General features: G+C 49.1%; 16 protein-coding genes and 1 riboswitch. Of the genes, 14 read left to right on the top strand and 2 right to left on the bottom strand.

The features are described 5' to 3' along the window. Positions 1–3: 3 nt before the first annotated feature. The 13 genes from J2Z65_RS15205 (at position 4) to J2Z65_RS15265 (ending at position 13,422) form a co-directional block, all read left to right on the top strand. Entirely contained in the window at positions 4–1,179 is a 1,176-nt protein-coding gene (locus J2Z65_RS15205) for a response regulator (protein WP_167054783.1), read from the top strand. A gap of 180 nt (positions 1,180–1,359) precedes the next feature. Then, positions 1,360–1,893, top strand: coding sequence for a C40 family peptidase (locus tag J2Z65_RS15210; RefSeq protein ID WP_167054782.1), 534 nt, complete (start codon positions 1,360–1,362; stop codon positions 1,891–1,893). Between the two features lie 65 nt (positions 1,894–1,958). Continuing rightward, the gene (locus J2Z65_RS15215) at positions 1,959–2,354 is read left to right on the top strand and encodes a pyrophosphohydrolase domain-containing protein (protein ID WP_167054781.1); all 396 of its coding nucleotides are present in this window, start codon (positions 1,959–1,961) and stop codon (positions 2,352–2,354) included. A gap of 25 nt (positions 2,355–2,379) precedes the next feature. After that, a complete protein-coding gene (locus J2Z65_RS15220; RefSeq protein WP_167054779.1) occupies positions 2,380–2,598 on the top strand; it encodes a helix-turn-helix domain-containing protein in 219 nt (72 codons plus the stop codon). A gap of 170 nt (positions 2,599–2,768) precedes the next feature. Next, positions 2,769–2,969 (top strand): cold-shock protein, encoded by a 201-nt coding sequence (locus J2Z65_RS15225; RefSeq protein ID WP_145665196.1) that lies wholly within the window; start codon positions 2,769–2,771, stop codon positions 2,967–2,969. Between the two features lie 1,237 nt (positions 2,970–4,206). Next, the gene (locus J2Z65_RS15230) at positions 4,207–5,172 is read left to right on the top strand and encodes a lysylphosphatidylglycerol synthase transmembrane domain-containing protein (RefSeq protein WP_167054777.1); all 966 of its coding nucleotides are present in this window, start codon (positions 4,207–4,209) and stop codon (positions 5,170–5,172) included. 1 nt (position 5,173) lies between these two features. Continuing rightward, positions 5,174–6,634 carry an alkaline phosphatase family protein gene (locus J2Z65_RS15235; protein ID WP_167054775.1) on the top strand — a complete coding sequence of 487 codons (1,461 nt, stop codon included), beginning with the start codon at positions 5,174–5,176 and terminating at the stop codon, positions 6,632–6,634. Beyond that, positions 6,627–7,376, top strand: coding sequence for a glycosyltransferase family 2 protein (locus tag J2Z65_RS15240; RefSeq protein WP_167054773.1), 750 nt, complete (start codon positions 6,627–6,629; stop codon positions 7,374–7,376). The genes J2Z65_RS15235 and J2Z65_RS15240 overlap by 8 nt, the downstream gene beginning before the upstream one ends. Continuing rightward, positions 7,373–8,893 carry a hypothetical protein gene (locus J2Z65_RS15245; protein ID WP_167054771.1) on the top strand — a complete coding sequence of 507 codons (1,521 nt, stop codon included), beginning with the start codon at positions 7,373–7,375 and terminating at the stop codon, positions 8,891–8,893. Before J2Z65_RS15240 ends, J2Z65_RS15245 begins: the two co-directional genes overlap by 4 nt. Before the next feature lie 126 nt (positions 8,894–9,019). Continuing rightward, positions 9,020–10,066, top strand: a complete 1,047-nt coding sequence (locus tag J2Z65_RS15250; RefSeq protein ID WP_167054769.1) for a hypothetical protein — start codon at positions 9,020–9,022, stop codon at positions 10,064–10,066. A gap of 44 nt (positions 10,067–10,110) precedes the next feature. Next, positions 10,111–11,592, top strand: coding sequence for a copper amine oxidase N-terminal domain-containing protein (locus J2Z65_RS15255; protein WP_167054767.1), 1,482 nt, complete (start codon positions 10,111–10,113; stop codon positions 11,590–11,592). Between the two features lie 87 nt (positions 11,593–11,679). Then, positions 11,680–12,603: an FTR1 family iron permease gene (locus tag J2Z65_RS15260; RefSeq protein WP_167054765.1), complete on the top strand. Its 924-nt coding sequence runs from the start codon at positions 11,680–11,682 to the stop codon at positions 12,601–12,603. Between the two features lie 48 nt (positions 12,604–12,651). After that, positions 12,652–13,422: a hypothetical protein gene (locus J2Z65_RS15265; RefSeq protein WP_167054763.1), complete on the top strand. Its 771-nt coding sequence runs from the start codon at positions 12,652–12,654 to the stop codon at positions 13,420–13,422. Between the two features lie 53 nt (positions 13,423–13,475). On the opposite strand, the gene J2Z65_RS15270 is transcribed toward J2Z65_RS15265, so the two are convergent. Continuing rightward, on the bottom strand, positions 13,476–14,588 hold the full coding sequence (locus J2Z65_RS15270) for a YncE family protein (protein ID WP_167054761.1): 1,113 nt from the start codon (positions 14,586–14,588) through the stop codon (positions 13,476–13,478). 178 nt (positions 14,589–14,766) lie between these two features. Between J2Z65_RS15270 and J2Z65_RS15275 the strand changes: the two genes are divergently transcribed. Then, positions 14,767–15,879 (top strand): amidohydrolase family protein, encoded by a 1,113-nt coding sequence (locus tag J2Z65_RS15275; RefSeq protein ID WP_240159576.1) that lies wholly within the window; start codon positions 14,767–14,769, stop codon positions 15,877–15,879. A 103-nt stretch (positions 15,880–15,982) separates the two neighbouring features. Here the strand turns inward: J2Z65_RS15275 and J2Z65_RS15280 are convergent, their stop codons facing one another. Beyond that, positions 15,983–17,323 (bottom strand): 5'-deoxyadenosine deaminase, encoded by a 1,341-nt coding sequence (locus J2Z65_RS15280; protein ID WP_167054759.1) that lies wholly within the window; start codon positions 17,321–17,323, stop codon positions 15,983–15,985. A 70-nt stretch (positions 17,324–17,393) separates the two neighbouring features. Next, positions 17,394–17,493, bottom strand: a riboswitch (purine riboswitch). Between the last annotated feature and the right edge of the window lie 93 nt (positions 17,494–17,586).

Below are 17,586 nucleotides of genomic sequence, written 5' to 3' on the forward strand. Positions count from 1 at the left end.
ACCATGGACATCCTCATTGTGGATGATGAAACTGTCATTCGTGAAGGCATTCAGCGCGCACTGCAGACTCGGTTCCCCGAGCATCAGGTTCATCTCGCGGCGAATGCCGAGCAGGCCGTCAGCTTGCTTCGAAGTCATCGCATCCAAATCGTGCTAACCGACATTCTTATGCCGGGCATGACGGGGTTGGAGCTTATGAATATGTCCCGATCCCGTCACCCGCATGTGAAATGGGTGGTGATTTCGGCTTATTCCGAATTCTCATATGCACAGGAGGCTGTGCGGCTAGGAGCGAAGGATTATTTGCTGAAGCCGATCGGCAAAGAGGTGCTGAGCGATATGATCCGAAAGCTCGGCGAGGAAATCGCGCGAGAAACTGAGTTGATCGAGGAGGCTGAGCTGCTGAAGGCGAATCGCAAATACTTGCAGGAAGCCGTCTTTCAGCGTTTTGCGCAGGGACTGGATACAGGGCGAATTGACATGGGCCCTTTCATGGAGCAGCACCCGTATTTCCATCTCATCATGGTGAAAATGGAGAGCGACAAAGCTGTTTATCTCGAAAACTTCATTATTGAGAACGTCTTGCTCGAACTGATCGAGCGCTATGGCAAGGGCTTCGTGACGGTGCACGACAGCAAAAGCCTGCTCGGCCTTGTCACCCTGCCGGAAGCAGCCCTCTTACCGGTGCTCGTCGATGAGCTGCGTAGCCATCTGGTCAAATATTTGAAGGTGCCCTTTCAGATTATGAGCTCCGAGAAAATCGACCGCATCGAGGCCGTGCCAGCGGAAGTGCAGCGCATGCGTCAAGTCTCTACGACGCAGGTCTATGAGCATCATGCGAGCGGCAGCGACCGCTCTGTCGATGTGGCGCTGCAATATATCCGCACGCATTATCATGACGACCTGTCGCTGGAGAAGGTCGCGGCGATCGTTTACTTGAACCCGGTCTACTTCAGTCAATTGTTTAAACAGAAGACGGGGCAGGGGTTCAAGGAATACGTTACCCACCTCCGCCTGGAACAGGCGAAACAGCTCCTTAGGAATCCTAAGCTGAAGCTGGCGGATGTCGCCGAGCGGATCGGTTATCAAGACATGCGTCATTTCTCCCAGGTGTTCCGCAAGAAGTACGGTGTGACACCGTCCGAGTACCGTCAGGAGCAAACGGCGAACCCTGTTTAATTATTTGTCAAGGAAGGTATACAAAGGAAATTCTCATCGAATCTTAATAATTGCGGCTGAAGCTAGATGCCTCTTGGTTATCCTCGTTTACTGGTAAATACCGGACGATTCATGTGTGATATGGTAGATTCAGGGCCAAACAAGCCCATCACCACGATCCATGAAGGAGGACACCCAATCATGCAACTAGTGAGAAAGAACCGCCTTAGCAAATCGTTAGTGGGGATCAGCCTGGCCTTTTCCTTATTAACTTCCGGAACGCTGCTCCTTGGACCGCAATCTGCTCATGCAGCTTCGGATTCCGCGGCAGCCACAGCCTATAGTGCTACGAGCACCAGTAAATCAGATAAAATCGTTAGCACAGCGCGATCCTATATAGGTAAAGTTCGTTACAAGTATGGCGTAAGAGATACGAAACGCCTAATACTGGACTGTTCATCTTACACGCAGCTAGTATTTAAGAAAAATGGCATCAATCTCCCATGGGGATCGAAAGCCCAAGCCAAGGTTGGAACGGCAGTTAAGACAAAATCGAACCTGCGCAAAGGCGATCTCGTCCTTTTCAGCACGTCAAAGCCAGGCCGGGTTAATCATGTCGGTATCTATATCGGCAATGGCAAGTTCGTCAGCAACACGGCAAGCTCAGGCGTCGTCATACGTGATATGAATACAGGCTATTGGAAAAATCGGTTCATCTCAGGCCGTCGTTTGTAATTGACCGAAGGCTCCCTTTAGTGGTATATAAAAGAAAACCTAAGTAAGGGAGCAGGGCAAACGAAATGACCTTGAAACAAGCATTCGATGAAGTGAAGAAGTTTCACCAGACTTTTGAACACCCGGTAGGTACGACCCCGCAGCGTTTGTCCGAGAGCCGTAAAGCAGCCCGTTTGGCTTGGATGCAAGAGGAGCTGGATGAGTTTAAAGAAGCGGCGACGCTGGAAGACGAAGTGGATGCGATGATCGATGAGCTATATTTCGTTCTGGGCACCTTGGTCGAGCTAGGGGTCGAGCCGGGACCGATTTTTGACATTGTGCATCATGCGAATATGTCCAAGGTATGGCCGGATGGTCTAGTCCATAAGAACGAATTTGGCAAAACGGTTAAGCCTCCTGACTGGCAGGACCCATTCGACAAAATTAGAGCGGAAATTCGCCGGCAGCAGGGCAAGGAATAATCGATCAGATAGAGGAGGAACAGACGTGTCATTTCATACGAGGCTGAAAGAGCTGAGACAACAGCAAAATCTAACGCTTCGCAAGCTTGGCGAGAAAGCCGGCGTCAGTTATTCCATCCTGAATTCTATCGAAAATGGTCGAATTCAACCGTCGAAAGATGTCGTAATTGCACTGGCAATTGCCTTGAAAATAGAGGATAAAGAGGAACTCTTATCCTTAGCAAGAAATGCCTCCGAAGGGTAATTGCATTACCCAAATATGTGTGGTACAGTATTAATAGTCTTTGGGGTAAAACCTGAATTGCTTATTGCAAAGGGTTATCATTTTAGTTTGTGAAACCTTTTCCAATGTGTAATTTTTTTGTTCGAAACAAGAAAAAAGACATGTTAATTAAAACTTTGGAGGTATTACCCATGGCAGTAGGAACAGTTAAATGGTTTAACGCAGAAAAAGGATTTGGCTTTATCGAAGTTGAAGGCGGCAACGATGTATTCGTACACTTCTCCGCAATTCAAGGCGACGGCTTCAAAACTTTGGACGAAGGTCAACAAGTTGAGTTCAACGTTGTTCAAGGCAACCGCGGACCACAAGCTGAGAACGTTGTAAAGCTGTAAGCTTTCGCTTGCATAGATAGCAGTTCGGAGAACGACTCTTAACATTATGTTAAGGGTCGTTCTTTTTTTTGCGTTGTTGCTGCGGGGAGGGTTGCCGCTGTAGTCGCGCAGCTCGCACGGTTAGCGCCAGCTGTGTCAACCCCCACAACCCGCTCGGCCTGCCACAGCTACCGCAGCATGCGCAGCGACGATAGCTCGCACGGTCCCACTGCTCGCCCAGCTAGCACAGCGACGACAGCGCTCACGGTCTCAGCAGCGCGCCCAGCCAGCACGGGCGACGACAGCGCTCACGGTCTCAGCAGCGCGCCCAGCCAGCACAGCACGATAGCTCACACGGTCCCCGCAGCGGCCCAGCCAGCACAGCGACGACAGCGCTCACGGTCTCAGCAGCGCGCCCAGCCAGCACAGCGACGATAGCGCTCACGATCCCGCCGCGCGCCTAGCCAGCACAGGCGACGACAACTCCCAAGGTCCCCACTACCCGCTCAGCCCCCCACAACTCGCCACATCACTCACAGTTCCGGCAACCCTCGAGTCTGCCCAATCCCAAGCCACCACAGGTCCAACGGCTTGTCCCCCAGATCATGCCCGAGTGGGAACTACAGGGCGCTATTCGTGTAAAATTCGCTAACTTTAGCATATAGAGGGAACTACAGGGTCTTATGCTTCCCCAAAGGCTGGCATATTAACAGATTTAAGAATATAGCGGACCGTTGTTCCCCAAATGATGCCAAATCTGTATTTCGGCGCAAAATAGCGGATCATCGTTCCCACTCCTGGCCGATGCTAGATAAATGGTTAACGCTTAGGCTTATAAGTTTGGCGTATCAAGAGTGCAGTAGGCTTAGTGTCGATAGCAATGGTATTTTCTCAGTTTCAATCAAGAAGAGTAGATGATGCGTGGCTATTAAAGATATAGAGATGTTCCAGGGTCTCTCCTATGTTGAGTTGCGCCAATGGTGCAGGATAATAGCGCCCCTGTAGTTCCCTACCGCGCTAGGCTCCGTCAGAGATGGCTGCCATCTCTAACTTCAAAATAAGGCTGCTCACGAGTAGATTCATCTGCTTGGGGGCAGCCCTTTCGTGTTGCCTGTTGCATTATAGTTATTTTTCACAATCGAACACTGGGAAAATGACCAATTTAATCATTGACGCATCAGGATGTACCTTCTATAATCAGTAATGATAATCATTATCAAATATGATGGTGTGATATACATACAAAGAAGGTTACAGAATGCTGAAGAAACAGCTTATTCGTTTTATTGCGATTCTGATGGTGATGTGTTCGCTATATTTGACATGGCGATGGTTCAGTTCAGAGGAGTGGCTGCAGGATGTCGGGCTGCTTTTCCGGCAACCGAAGTGGTTCGTCTTCATGTCAGGTGTGTACGCGCTTTCTTTTCTGCTAAAAGCGGCCGCTTGGCGTCTATACGCAGGAACCGGCGTGCGGATCAGCGTTTATTTTCATGCCATTAGCTATAGTTTGTTCATTAATCATGTACTGCCCATTAAAGCAGGCGATGGTGTACGTGCAGGCTTGTTCATGAAGCACGGGAAGGCGTCCTGGGATGAGGCGCTCCATTCCGTAGCGGTCATGCGGCTGATCGATATGCTTGTTCTGGCGGCGATAGGCGGAGTCGGCATTATTCGGCTTGGGTTGCCCTCCTCCTGGATGTGGGTAACGGTGTTGGCCGGAGGGGCCGTCCTCCTCGCAACAGCACATTTCCTACCCCTTATACGCAAAATTCCATTCGTAGCGAAGCACGCTGCGTATTTCCATCTTCAAATCCTCTCTCTTAAAGGCACCGCAATCATGGCGCTCATTACGTTAAGCTGGATCTTGGAAGCGGGTGTCATCTACGCCGTTGCCCGCATGATGGGCTTGCAGCCTGGTGCCATATCCCTCGTATGGGCCAATAGCATGACGATTGCCGGTCAAATCTTTCATATTACCCCAGGCGGTATCGGTACTTATGAGAGCACCATGAGCGGTTCGCTGGCGCTGTTGGGCGTGGACGGGAAAGATGCTTACCGGGCGGCGCTTGTGTCACATACGTTCAAATTTCTATTTGCGTTTACCCTTGGCGCTTACTCCCTTGTACGGATGCCTTTGCAATGGCAAGAAATGAAAAATTGGATCAAACGTCTTACCCTCAATATCCCAACATCAAGACATAGCTTATTACGGAAGGATGACTAATATGAAAAAGGCTTCATCATTTGAAATTGTAGCGGCGAGGTGCTGGAACCTGCTGAATGAGGGCAAACCCTTCACCCCGATCTTCGTAGTTGGGGTTTTCCTGCTGTATCACATCGCTCAGTGGTCAGATCCCGGCTTTTGGTCGGCTTGCGGCGTTGGTTTCTTTGTGACCCTCCCTCTTTTTGTCCTGTATTATTGCTTTGATTTCCCGCTTTTTTTGCGAAATTACTTATGGCTGCCACTCATTGCCGCCCTCCTCATCTGGGAATCATCTGAATTTTTACTCTATTTATTAGCGATCGGATTGTTTTTATTTTTCACGATCTATTTCTGGGGAACTTTTTATTATCGTCTGAGAATTGGGACAACTTGGTGGAACTTTACCCGCTTTTGGAAGCTTGTTTTGAAGAACAGCGATTCGACAAGCGGCAATGCGCAGGAGCAGATGCCTAAGTTTTTGCTGCTGCTGTTTGTGTGGAACCATTATTACCGTCAATTTGAAAATGGGGCTTCCGCCGATGTTGGTACAGGACTGCTTTTTGCAGGCGGATTGCTGGTGTACAGCTTTATTCTTCACCGCTATTTATTCGACTGGAAGCCTGTGGAGATCCCCACTTACACACGCGATTCCAGCAAAGTTCAAGCTGGGGGCGAGGCGCTTAACAAGAAGGTTATCGTCATCGTTGTAGACGGCATGCGCAAAGAGCGGTTTGAAGAAGCAGACGCGCCGTTCATGAAGAAGCTGCGTTCGGAAGGAACGGAGTATGCTCAGATGGAGACGGTGTATCCGGCGCGAACCGTGGTCTGCTTCTCCTCCATGTTTACAGGGACGTACCCGCGCGAGCATGGGATTCGCTCCAATATGGTGTGGAGGCTGGGAATTCGGGTCGAGAGCATTTTTGATTCGCTGCGAAAAGTCGGCAAAAAAGGGCGTCTCCTCGGCATCGCGCATCTGATTGACTCTATGGGCGATGATGTGGAGAGTGTAACGGCCGTGATGCACAATGACGTCGCAGACCGCAATATTATTGAACGGGCTAAGAAAATCATGGCGGAGCAAAACCCTGATCTGCTTGTTGCTCAATTAATCGGTGTCGACCAAACAGGCCACAGCCGAGGCGTACTATATGACGACTACACACAAAAAATTGCAGAAGCCGACAAGTTAATCGAAGAATTCGTAGGCTGGTTAGAGGAGCGGGGAATGATGGAGAACACGACGCTCATTCTTTGTGCGGATCACGGCCAGGCGGACGGTATTGGCGGTCACGGCCATCTGGATGAAGGGGAGCGCTATGTGCCATTCTTCCTGCATGGGCCGGCGATTAAGCAAGGCCATCGCATCGACGAGAAGCATTCCCTCGTATCCATGGCCCCGACGCTTGCTTATCTGCTTGGAGCACCATTTCCGAGCCATAGTCGGGGACCTATACTAACGGAGGCTATCAACCAACATGACTAAAAAGAAAATTGTCGTTTTTATGCCTGCGCATAACGAAGAAGAGAATATTAGCGGGGTGATTGCCCGCGTGCCGAGAAACTTCCACCCGCACTATGACGTGGAAGTGCTGGTCATCGACGACGGTTCCAGGGACCGGACGGTCACCGTCGCCAAGGAAGCGGGGGCCGACCACATCGTGTCGTTCCCGCAGAATAAAGGGCTCGGCGCTGCCGTCCGCGAGGGGCTGAAGCAATGCTGCCTGCTTGACGCCGACATCGGCATCATGATCGATGCGGACAACGAGTACCCGCCGGAGCAAATTCCCGACGTCCTGGAGCCTATCATAGCCGGGCGAGCGGAGTATACCTTTGGCTCGCGCTTCAAAGGGAACATCAAAGGCATGAAGCTGCATCGGAGGCTTGGCAACTATACATTCACTCTGCTGCAGGCAATCCTTCTGCGCAGATGGATTTATGACGGCCAGTCCGGGATGCGTGGGTTTGCGCGCGATGCGATGGAGAATGCCGTCATTATTCACGACTACAACTACGCTCAGGTGCTGACGATTAATCTGGTTCGTCAAGGTTACCGGCTGGAGGAGATACCAATCTCCTATCAAGTGCGGACGAAAGGCCAGTCCTTCATTAAGTTCAGACAGTACGTTTCTTCCGTTCTTCCAGCCATCTATAAAGAGATGAGGCGCCCTGTTTCCAAAAGGCGCCAAGCGAGCCTTCGGTTGAAGCGGGACGAAGCGGGTGTATGAAACATAACGCATTGAACACGCTGCTGATTCTAATGGCCATTGCCGTCATCGGGACAGTGACGTCTCTCAGTATTTTCTACGCCAGTCCCTATGTGCGAACTTGGGACGAGGTAGATTTCACGCTCGCCATAGAGCGTTTCGATCTTCTCGCGATGCAGCCTCATTTTCCAGGATATCCGTATTTTATTTTAGGCGGCTGGATCATGAACCTTTGGATGAATAATGGGTTAAAAGCGCTTTCGGCCTTCAATGCATTAGTCGCATTAAGTGCCGTGCTGCCGATGTTTTGGTTGGCCCGAAGATTAAGCGGCAGCGGGGCAAAGAGCCTTTTGTTTCCTGCGCTCGTAGCAAGCAGCCCCTATCTATGGCTGATGTCCTCGCGGCCGATGTCGGAATGTGCGGGAATGGCTCTGCTCTGGTGGTTTCTATGGAGTGTGCGATATGCCTTGGACCGTCCTGCTTCCCTGCTTCGACACGGCTTGGCATTGATGATGCTTGGCTTTTTGCTGGGCACACGATTATCGTTCTTTCCATTCAGCCTCGCGCTAGTACCTCTTTGGCTTAACTTGTGGCAGGGACCTGGCAGATGGCGCAAATTGGGGTATGCCGCTCTGGCCGCTCTGCTGTTTCAGTTAGTATGGATCGCCGGTTTAGTCATGTCCGAAGGCACGCTAGCAGGCTTCTGGAAGCTGTCCATTGCCTTTGTAGAAGGGCATTTCTCCGAATGGGGCGGCGGCATTGTCTCTACGCCTATGCCAATCGGGGAGCGTATTACGCAATTAGTATTCCGAAATTTAGCGGGATCCGCATTAACCGCTGGCTCGGCGCTTATTGCTGTAGCTCTTGTCCTGCTTGTCGTCATTGCAGGGGGAAGCCGAATATTCCTTAGAATCAGAAGCGGAGCACAGAGCAGGGAGAATAGGCAGTTTATCTATGGGCTAGTTGGTTGTGCCGTAGTATATGGGTTGTGGGCGTTATTAGGTCAAAATATTGAGAAACCCCGCCACATCGTGCCGCTGCTTGCGCCTATGTTCCTGCTTCTGTTTGTGCTAATCATCCGAACAACCGAGCAGCTGGAAGCGGCCAAGCAGCCTCTTCCTAGCGTCATGCGAGCGATAATGTATGGCCTGCTTGTTGGTCTGATAATCACTCAAACTATCTATGGCGCCGAGCTTCAGAAGCGGCAAGCCGTGGAGGAGCCGGCTGTTTATCAGCTTCATGATTATGTCCGTCAGATTCAGGATCCCTTTGTGCTCTTTACATGGGAAGAAACAAGGGTGCTGCATTATTTGGGAGCAGACTACGACCATGATCGGATTTATACGTACAGCTATTTTCAAGCCTTGGCTGAAGCGAATGCGAAACGTCGTGTCCTGCTGACCGACCATGTCGTTCAGGGGTTTATTCAGCAGGGAAAGCCTGTGCAGGGGCATTTGAAGCAGATCGCCGAATTCACGTCGGAGGCGCTGTTCGACCCGGCGTATCATCGCATTATTTTATATGAATGGGTTAGGTGAAATCAGTTTTATTCGTGATAGAAAATAATGGTTGACACTTTAATTGATATTAATTATCATTATCAACGTACAATATTCTCGAAAGAATAAATATTCAAAATTTTATAATAATTTGGGGGTGAAAATTTGAAACGATCCTTTTTAGCCAGTCTGATGGTTATGCTGGCGGCGCTGATTATCCTCCCGGCTTCGGCAATGGCTTATTCCTATGGGGATGCCAATACGGAGGATGTGGCTGAAACATTCAAGCTGATACAGTCTAGCGTTGGTAACGGGGGGAGCGATTGGGGGGCTGCTGAGGGTGCCTATAAAGAGAGAAGGGCAGAACTAGTAGCGCACTTTGGTGAAGGAGTCGGCACCACATTAGATGCTAATTTCAAAGCCAAAGACAGTAAATTAGTCATTTCTAATTTCAAAGCAGTTCTTGTTATGAACTTGGACCGGCGGTTCGCTTATGCCCTCCAAGGACTTGATGATTATGCTGGTGCTAAGCTTTTATTGGCTAAGGCTAAAGCGACCTATGATACCTTAGAACCTTATATGGAGTCGGGCAATGCAGAGATTAATAAAGCGTTTGATGCTGCGCTCGAAGCACTTGGTAATCCCGGATTGTTTGGAGTAGGGAAGAAGCCTGTGCAGCCGGATGTATTTAAGGAAAAGGTTGACCTTATCTATGGGAAGGTAAAGCCGCTTTTCCCCTATAAAACTTTCACTGCTCCAGCAGCTACGAGTGAACCGACGCCAGCCGTTCAACCGGTAGAGACGCCAAAGTCGGAGCCTGTGGTGAAGTCGGAGCCTACTCCTAAGCAAGAACAACCTGCTGTGGAGAAAGAGGCTAAACCGACTGAAACGAAAGCGCCGGAGGCGGCAGCAGCTGTGGAGACGAAGTCACCCGAGCCATCTGCATCGGCTAGTCCAAGTCCAAGCCCAAGTCCAACACCGACGGCAGAGGCCGCTTCGACTACGCCTGCAGCAACAGCAGCGCCTGCTAAAGCAGCTGACACAGCAAGCACAACAGTGAAACAAGCTGAGCCTGTGAAAGAGGCATCCGCACATGCACCTATGCAGCGCACGGACAAAACAAATCCAATTGTAAGCATAGCTGTCATTGGTGGGGTTATTGTTTTGCTTGGCGGAGGCGTATGGTTTGCCCGCAAGAGAAAGTGGATTTAACCGTTAGGCCAACCAATAAACCGATATGATTAGGGGAGAATTTTATGCGTAAATTTCTAGCTGTAGTATTAAGTGCATCAATCGCTTTATCCAGTGTCGTTACCGTTTCATCGGTTGCTTTTGCAGAAAGCAAATTCCAAATCAAGGAAGATCAAACGATTGCTGCTAAACTTCAATCTTTCACGGACATTAAAGCGCTTTTTACAGACAAAACGGTTCTTGCTGACGTAAAGAAATTATACGTAGATAAATTCCAAACAGATGTAAAACGTCTTGATGTGAACATCAAAGCCGACGATCCCAAAATGGATGCAAACATTCTGCTTGTGTTGGACGCAGCTATTAAAGGCGATCTGCAAGTTGGTCAAGCCAAAGAAGCTATCGACAAAGGCTTGCAATGGTACTTCTTCTTCTACCTTCGCGATTTGATGAGCAACCAAGTTCGTCCTGCTTTGACCAAAGGCGACGTTGCCGGAGCGACGGCTGCTTTCGATAAAGTTGTTCAAATCTATGAAGGTGCACTGCAGCCAAACGTTGTGAAACGTGATACAAAGTTCAGTTTGGACATGGTCCCTCTTTTGAAAACAACGATTGAATTGATCCAAAAAGATATTAAAGATAACAACTTGAATGACTTCAATTTCCACCGTCAAATTCTTGACAAAACGTTAATTAAGAACTATGCATTAGCCGCCTATACATATGCTGAAAACGTTGGATTAGCAGCACCGGCTGACCAACCGAAAGCTATTACAGAAGGTTATTTCCTCTTCATGCCAGTGTACACGTACCTCAAAGGCGGAAGCCCAGCTGACGCTGATTTCGTGAAAAATGCCTTCGCATCAGGCGATGCTAGCAAAATCAAAAAAGACGAAATCGGTGACGCTCTTCAACGCACAATGATTGGTAAAGTATCCGAGTACATCAACCAAGTTTTTGTGAAACAAGAAGCTGACGATCTGCAAGGTGCTCGTGGTTATGTAGCGGAAGGTACGATGTTCCTCGCTAGCCAAGAAGTTTTCTTGGGTAAAGAGAAATATGCGGCAGCAAGTGTTGCGGCTACGAAATTAACAGAAGCGGTTGATAAATCCGATGTTGCTGCTACGAAAGAGGCTGGTTTCGAAATCTTGAAGTATCTCGTTGACAAAGATGGTTCAAGCTTAAAAGTTGGGGACAAGGCATATAAAGTAAATGGCGCTGCTTTTACAGCTGAGAATGCACCGTTTGTCAATCAAGAAAGCGGTCGTACCTTAGTGCCGGTTCGTCTTATTGCTCAAGCGATTCAAGCTGAAGTTGAATGGGTTGAAGCTACGAAAACAATTGTTATTACCAAAGATGGTAAGAAAACAGAAATTACAGCTGGTTCCGATCAAGTCGTTGAGAATGGTAAAGTGAATGAGAAAATCAAATTAGATCAACCTGTTGTTCTTGAAAACGGCAGCTCTTTCATTCCATTGCGCGCAGTAGCTGAATTATTCGGGTATGGCGTATTCTACCAAAATGGTGACATCATTATCCTTCGTTAATCTTTTCGTTCATAGCAAGACACTTGTGCCGCTTAAGCGCAAGTGTCTTTCCGTATGAGAGGGAAGATAGAGGACAGGGGGCGGATTATGGATTTACAGGCATTTCTCATTACGTTTCGCGAAGCACTTGAAGCCATTCTTATTGTCGGTGTCATCCTTACCTACTTAACTCGTATTGACGCGATTAAGTGGCATAAATGGGTGTGGGTCGGCGTGCTGCTGGCATTTATCGTTAGTTATGGTTTAGCCCTGGCTTTCCAGGTGTTACTAACCGGATTTGCCAGCATGGGTAGTCAGAATTACATGAAAATCGGGATCATGCTAATCTCGTCCGGTCTTTTAACACATATGATTATGTTCATGGGCAAGCAAAGCAGTGAGCTGCAAGGGAAAGTTCAAAGCAAGGTTGCCCATATTCTGACCATTGGCGGCGCTATCAATATGGTTGTTCATTCCTTCCTGGTCGTTGTGCGTGAAGGGGTGGAAACGGTTTTCTTCTTCGCAGCGATTACAGGCGGCGACATTCAGAAAGCGCTTGAAAGCTGGGGGGCACTTTTCGGACTTATTCTAGCCATCGTGGTTGGGCTCCTTTTTTTCAAAGGAACTAAAAAGATTCGATTAGGCACTTTCTTCCGTATAACCGCTGTCTTTCTCATGATGATTTCTGCGGGACTGTTTGTTCAGGCTATTGGAATCATGCAGGATTTAGGGATCATGGGCAGTTTATATCAAACGGCAGGTCACCAAATCGGTGAAATCTATAATATTACGGCCTTTATGCCGGAGCATCCCATCGACGGTGTGCAATATCTCCGCGATTATGGGAAAGAGCCGTTGTTGAGCGGTCAAGTGGGCATCTTCTTTAAAGCATTCCTCGGCTATACGCAGAATCCATCACTGGAGGAGTTCGTTGGTTATTGGGGATACTACTTCTTGGTCTTCATCCTCCTAGCTGTACAGAAGAAGCGCCAGGAGCAGGTGCAAGAAAAGGATGATCGGGTTGCTGCCTAACATTATCCGTGCAAATTGGAAACAACGAACAACAAGGAGCGAGGACAAATGATGAGAATCGGTATAGTTGGCTACGGGCATGTGGGAAAAGCAATCCACGCTTTATTTCCAAACGCTGCGGTGTATGATCTGCCTATGCAAATAGGGAGCGAAGCGGAATTAAATGATTGCGAGGTTGTTTTTATTTGTGTTCCAACTCCCTCGCTTCCTGATGGTCAATGTGATACTTCTATCGTAGAAGAGGTAATCTCATGGCTGACTGCCAAAGTGATCGTCATCCGGTCGACCGTTCCTGTAGGATTTACGGATGCAATGATGGAAAGAACAGGGAAAAGAATCGTGTTCCAGCCGGAATATTACGGGGAAACTGTCGATCACCCATTCTCGGACTTGCGGCATAGGACATGGTTGACCCTCGGAGGACAATCCGCCGACATCCGTTTAGTAATCCGTGCTTATCAGCAGGTGTATAATGCAGACGTCCGAATTCGGCAGACCGATGCCCGTACTGCGGAGCTGGCAAAGTATATGGAAAACTGCTTTCTGGCACTTAAAGTATCGTTCTGCAACGAGTTCTATGACATTGCCGGAGCACACGGTATTGATTACAATGAGCTGCGTGAGGTATGGCTGGAGGATCCAAGAATCGGACGGAGTCATACCTTTGTATATGAGGATAATCGCGGGTACGGCGGTAAATGCCTTCCTAAGGATGTCGGTGAGCTGATTCATATGGCAGACAGGCATAATGTTAACGCCGATCTCATGAAAGCTGTGCAGCGCAAAAATAGTTCCCTTCGCTCAAGCGGCGAGAGTTAATAAGAAAAAGCCTCCAAGAGTCCACGCGATGTGGGTTTTTTGGGGCTTATTTGTTAGCGTGAATCTTGAATGACTGTAATCGATCTTTCATTTCCAACATAGATCCGGTTGCTGCGCGTATTCAAGGTCATGTTCCCTGCGGAGAGCCCAGTGCGCAGCTTAACAAGCAGTGAATTTGTTAGCCCGTTATAGACGAACAAGTCACGGGTCTCCGAATCCCCGATATAAAAGCGGTTCGACAACGGATTGACGAGGAGCGAAGAGAAGGTGGGAATCGACAAGGAACGAATAATCGTATTCGTTTGTCCATTTATAACGTACAGCTTGCCCTTTCCTACCTGCTGCGCGCTTGTTATATATATGCGATTCGTTAAGGGGTTTACGGCGATCTCGCTTTGGCGTCTTCCCAGTTGAATGGGGGTGCTTTTCCCTAAGGTAGAGCCGGATATAACGGAAGCAAAGCGGCTAAGGTTGTTAGCCACAAAAATCCGATTTGTTTGTGGGAGGATGCCCGGCGTAATTATCGGATTGCGGCCAACTTTAATTGTCTTGATCAAGCGCATCGTCAAGCCATTAATAACATGAACGGAATCTTTGCCTACATTTGTGACATAGATGCGGTTCGTTCGTTCATTAACGGCGACTAGTGCTGGCGATCCGCCGACCTTTAAAGTTTGAAGGATACGGTTGGTGCCGCCGTCGATAATAACGATGGTTCCGCTTGTATTAGCAACATAAATGCGATTTCTTCCGCGATGAATGGCGATGCCAAAAGGGTGCTCGCCAACAGACACGTTGGTGATCAATTTATTCGTAATACCACTGATCACAGAGACGGTGCCAGCGCGGAAGTTTGTTGCATAGACCCGGTTGGTGCGGGTGTTCACGGCCAGGAACGCGGTGCCATCGCCTGTCCCCACATTGCCGATTACTTGGTTGGTGTTGCCGTCCAGCACACCTATTTGATTGTCGCTATGATCAAAATAGACGCGGCCTGTTACCGAATTGACGCGGATATCACCCACTTGATCAGCTACAGGTACAATCTTGAGTACTCGCGGGTTATGGGTCTGGAGGATTCGGGCGGAATGTTCGGGCTGATGTGCTCCCACTGCCAGCCTCACCTGCGCTTTGGTTTGTAAAAGAGGTTTTGAGACGTGAGTCATTGGAGTCCACTTCCCTGTTCATGAATGTTTGCAATAGTATATGGCTGAAAGTAAATTTGGAAACTTGTTCACTGGAACCGAACATCCCAAACGCATGTGTTGTTTATATTTTACAACGTGGAGAGTATGGTATAATTTAGGAGGTTGAATTTGAAGGGGATTGAACAAAGGAGTGTCTATGATACCTAGGATGACGGTGAAAACACTTGTAATTGTAAGCGCAGCATGCGTTGGTATTGGAGTTGGGATATGGCGTTTGGGATCGTTGGATGTCACGGATAGGACAAGCAAGCCGGCTGAAGCTCTATCTTCCCCGATAGCAACGGCAACAGTCGAAGCACTGCCATCGGCACCCGTGAGAAAGAGCTTTGACGATCTGCTCACGCAGTATGGCCCAGTACCGCTGGCTGATGCGCATAACCATGATGCGAGTGATTTCAAGTATGATGGCATGCAAAGTATGTGGAAACGAGACGCAATGGATCGCGTTGTTCTCTTTGGAGATGTTTCGGAGTCAAGCGCTATTCGAACCGATGCCTATGCTTGGGAGGCTTATAAAGATAGGCCTGACTTCTTCGTGCCTTACTTCTCGGGCTTTGATCTGCACGATCCATCCAGTCTTGAGGTCGTGAGAAAAAATCTCGAACAAGGCTACTTTGGCCTTGGGGAAATTGCCGCAGCCTCCTATTATTCGCCGGTTGTATCGAAAGTGGAATGGAAAGCAAAAGATCCCATGGACGGCTTCCTCCCGCAAATTTATGAACTTTGTGCCGAGTATCAAGCGCCGATTCTGCTCCATATGGATCCTCCGAATGGCTTCGTTATTGATAAATTGGAAGAAGCTTTGGCTGCCCATCCGAAAACGACCTTTATTTTCGGCCATGCCAACGCCTATAATTCACCTGAGAATATCAAGCTGCTATTAGAGAAGCATGATAATATTTATATGGACTTTTTTGCGGGCTTTACCGTGCTCAATCCGGAAAGCACGAATCGGATCGAAGATTTCCTTCCCGTTATCAAACAATTCCCGGACAAGTTTATGCTGAGCACCGATTCCGGATTTGGACTTGCAAGCGAAGACGCGGCCATTGAAGCGATGTATCGTGTTTTGGATGCCATTAGTGATCCTGCACTGGTCAAGAAAGTGGCTTATGATAATTTAGATGCGATCCTCAGGAATGAGCCGGCAACCAAAACGCAGAAGGAAGCCATTCAGAAGCTGAACGCAGCGGTAGATGTTACGAAGCTTACTAAGCTGGAGGCTGGGAAGTTGTTGTGGGTGAAATAATGGGGTGCTTGTGAGGCAAAAATAGAGATTTGCTGATCTTACGCACTGATCGCTAAACCCAAAAGGACCGTCAGGGGAAAATTTTCCCTGACGGTTTCTTTTGTTACCGCAGATTGGCGCGCTTCAGCAGCCGCTGTATCGAGCGATTTGCTTCAGGTAGGACAATGTCCTTGTCGATGGTCCGCATGATGCGATTTTCCATGACGATCCGACCGTTAATGATCGTCGTTTCTACATCGGCCCGTGTCGCGGAGTAGACGATGCGCGAGATCGGGTCCACGTCGAAGGACGGATACGTGTGGAAATTGACCAGATCGAGAATCGCTAAGTCGGCTTTCTTGCCGACTTCCAGGCTGCCGATCTCCTTCTCCATGCCGACCGCGCGGGCACCGCCGATAGTGGCCATGCGGAAGACCGTCTGCGCGTTCATCGACGTCGGTCCGTGTACGGGCTTCTGAATGAGCGCCGCCAAACGCATCTCGTTAAACATGTCGAGATTGTTATTGCACGGCGCGCCATCGGCGCCAAGCGAGACGGAGATGTCGAGCTTCAGCATGTCGGGCGTCTCGGCAATACCTGAAGCCAGCTTCAGGTTGGAGCCGGGACAGTGGCTGACATGGACGCCGCGCTCATGGATGATGCGCTTCTCCTCGTCATCCAGCCAAATGCAGTGCGCCAGAATGAGGCGCTCATTCGCAAGGCCCAAGTGGTCGAGATAGACGACATTGCGCATGCCGGTCTCGGCCTGCACAATCTCGATCTCGCCGAGATTCTCTGAAGCGTGCGTGTGCACCTTCACTTGGTACTGCTCCGACAGGCTGCGAACCTCACGCAGCAGCTCCTCCGTGCACGAGATGACGAATCGCGGTGAAAATGCGTATTGGATGCGGCCGCCGTCATGACCGTTCCATTTTTCCAGCAAATCGACGCTTTGCTGAAGCGATTCGGACGTTTTCTCCTGCAGGGGAAATGGGACTTCATCGCCCTTGTCCATCATCACTTTGCCTGACAATGCGCGGATTCCGCTGGATGCGATGGCTTGGAAAGCAAAGTCGGTATGATGCACCGTCTCCATATCCACGATGGTTGTCGTGCCGCTTTGAATCAACTCGCCGATCCCGAGCAAGGCGGAATAATAGATGGACTCCTCGTCGTGGGAGGCTTCCAACGGCCAGATCCGCTGTTTTAGCCAATCCATCAGCTCCAGATCGTCCCCTTTGCCGCGGAATAGCGTTTGGCATAAATGAATATGCGTCTGCACGAAGCCGGGGATGACTGTACGGTTTTTAGCATCAATCACCTTATCAACTTGTGCCGGATCCACATCCAAGTTAGGCCCTATTGCCTTGATCCTGTCGTCTTCAATGAGCATATCTCCGATGAAAATATCCCCGTCGCGGTTCATTGTTACTATTTCTGCATTTTTAATAAGGATAGTCGCCATGGGCATAAACCTCCTGCTTCTGTTTATTGTATGACGTTAGGAACACAAAAAAACTAGCCACGAAAAATATGCAAATGCGCACATTCTTCGTAGCTAGAAATTTACGGTTTCTAAGTAGAGACCCTTAATCCGATTATTAAGGTTATACGAAAGTGAGTATTCAGTTCTTGTTGTTCCTGCTTACCTCTATCGTAGTCGGATGCTGCTTGTTTGTCAACGAGATGTCATGTATATTGACACACATCCTACATCCCCTCCCTCTT

Source organism: Paenibacillus aceris (assembly GCF_017874035.1).
In the GTDB taxonomy this organism is placed as follows: Bacteria; Bacillota; Bacilli; order Paenibacillales; family NBRC-103111; genus Paenibacillus_E; species Paenibacillus_E aceris.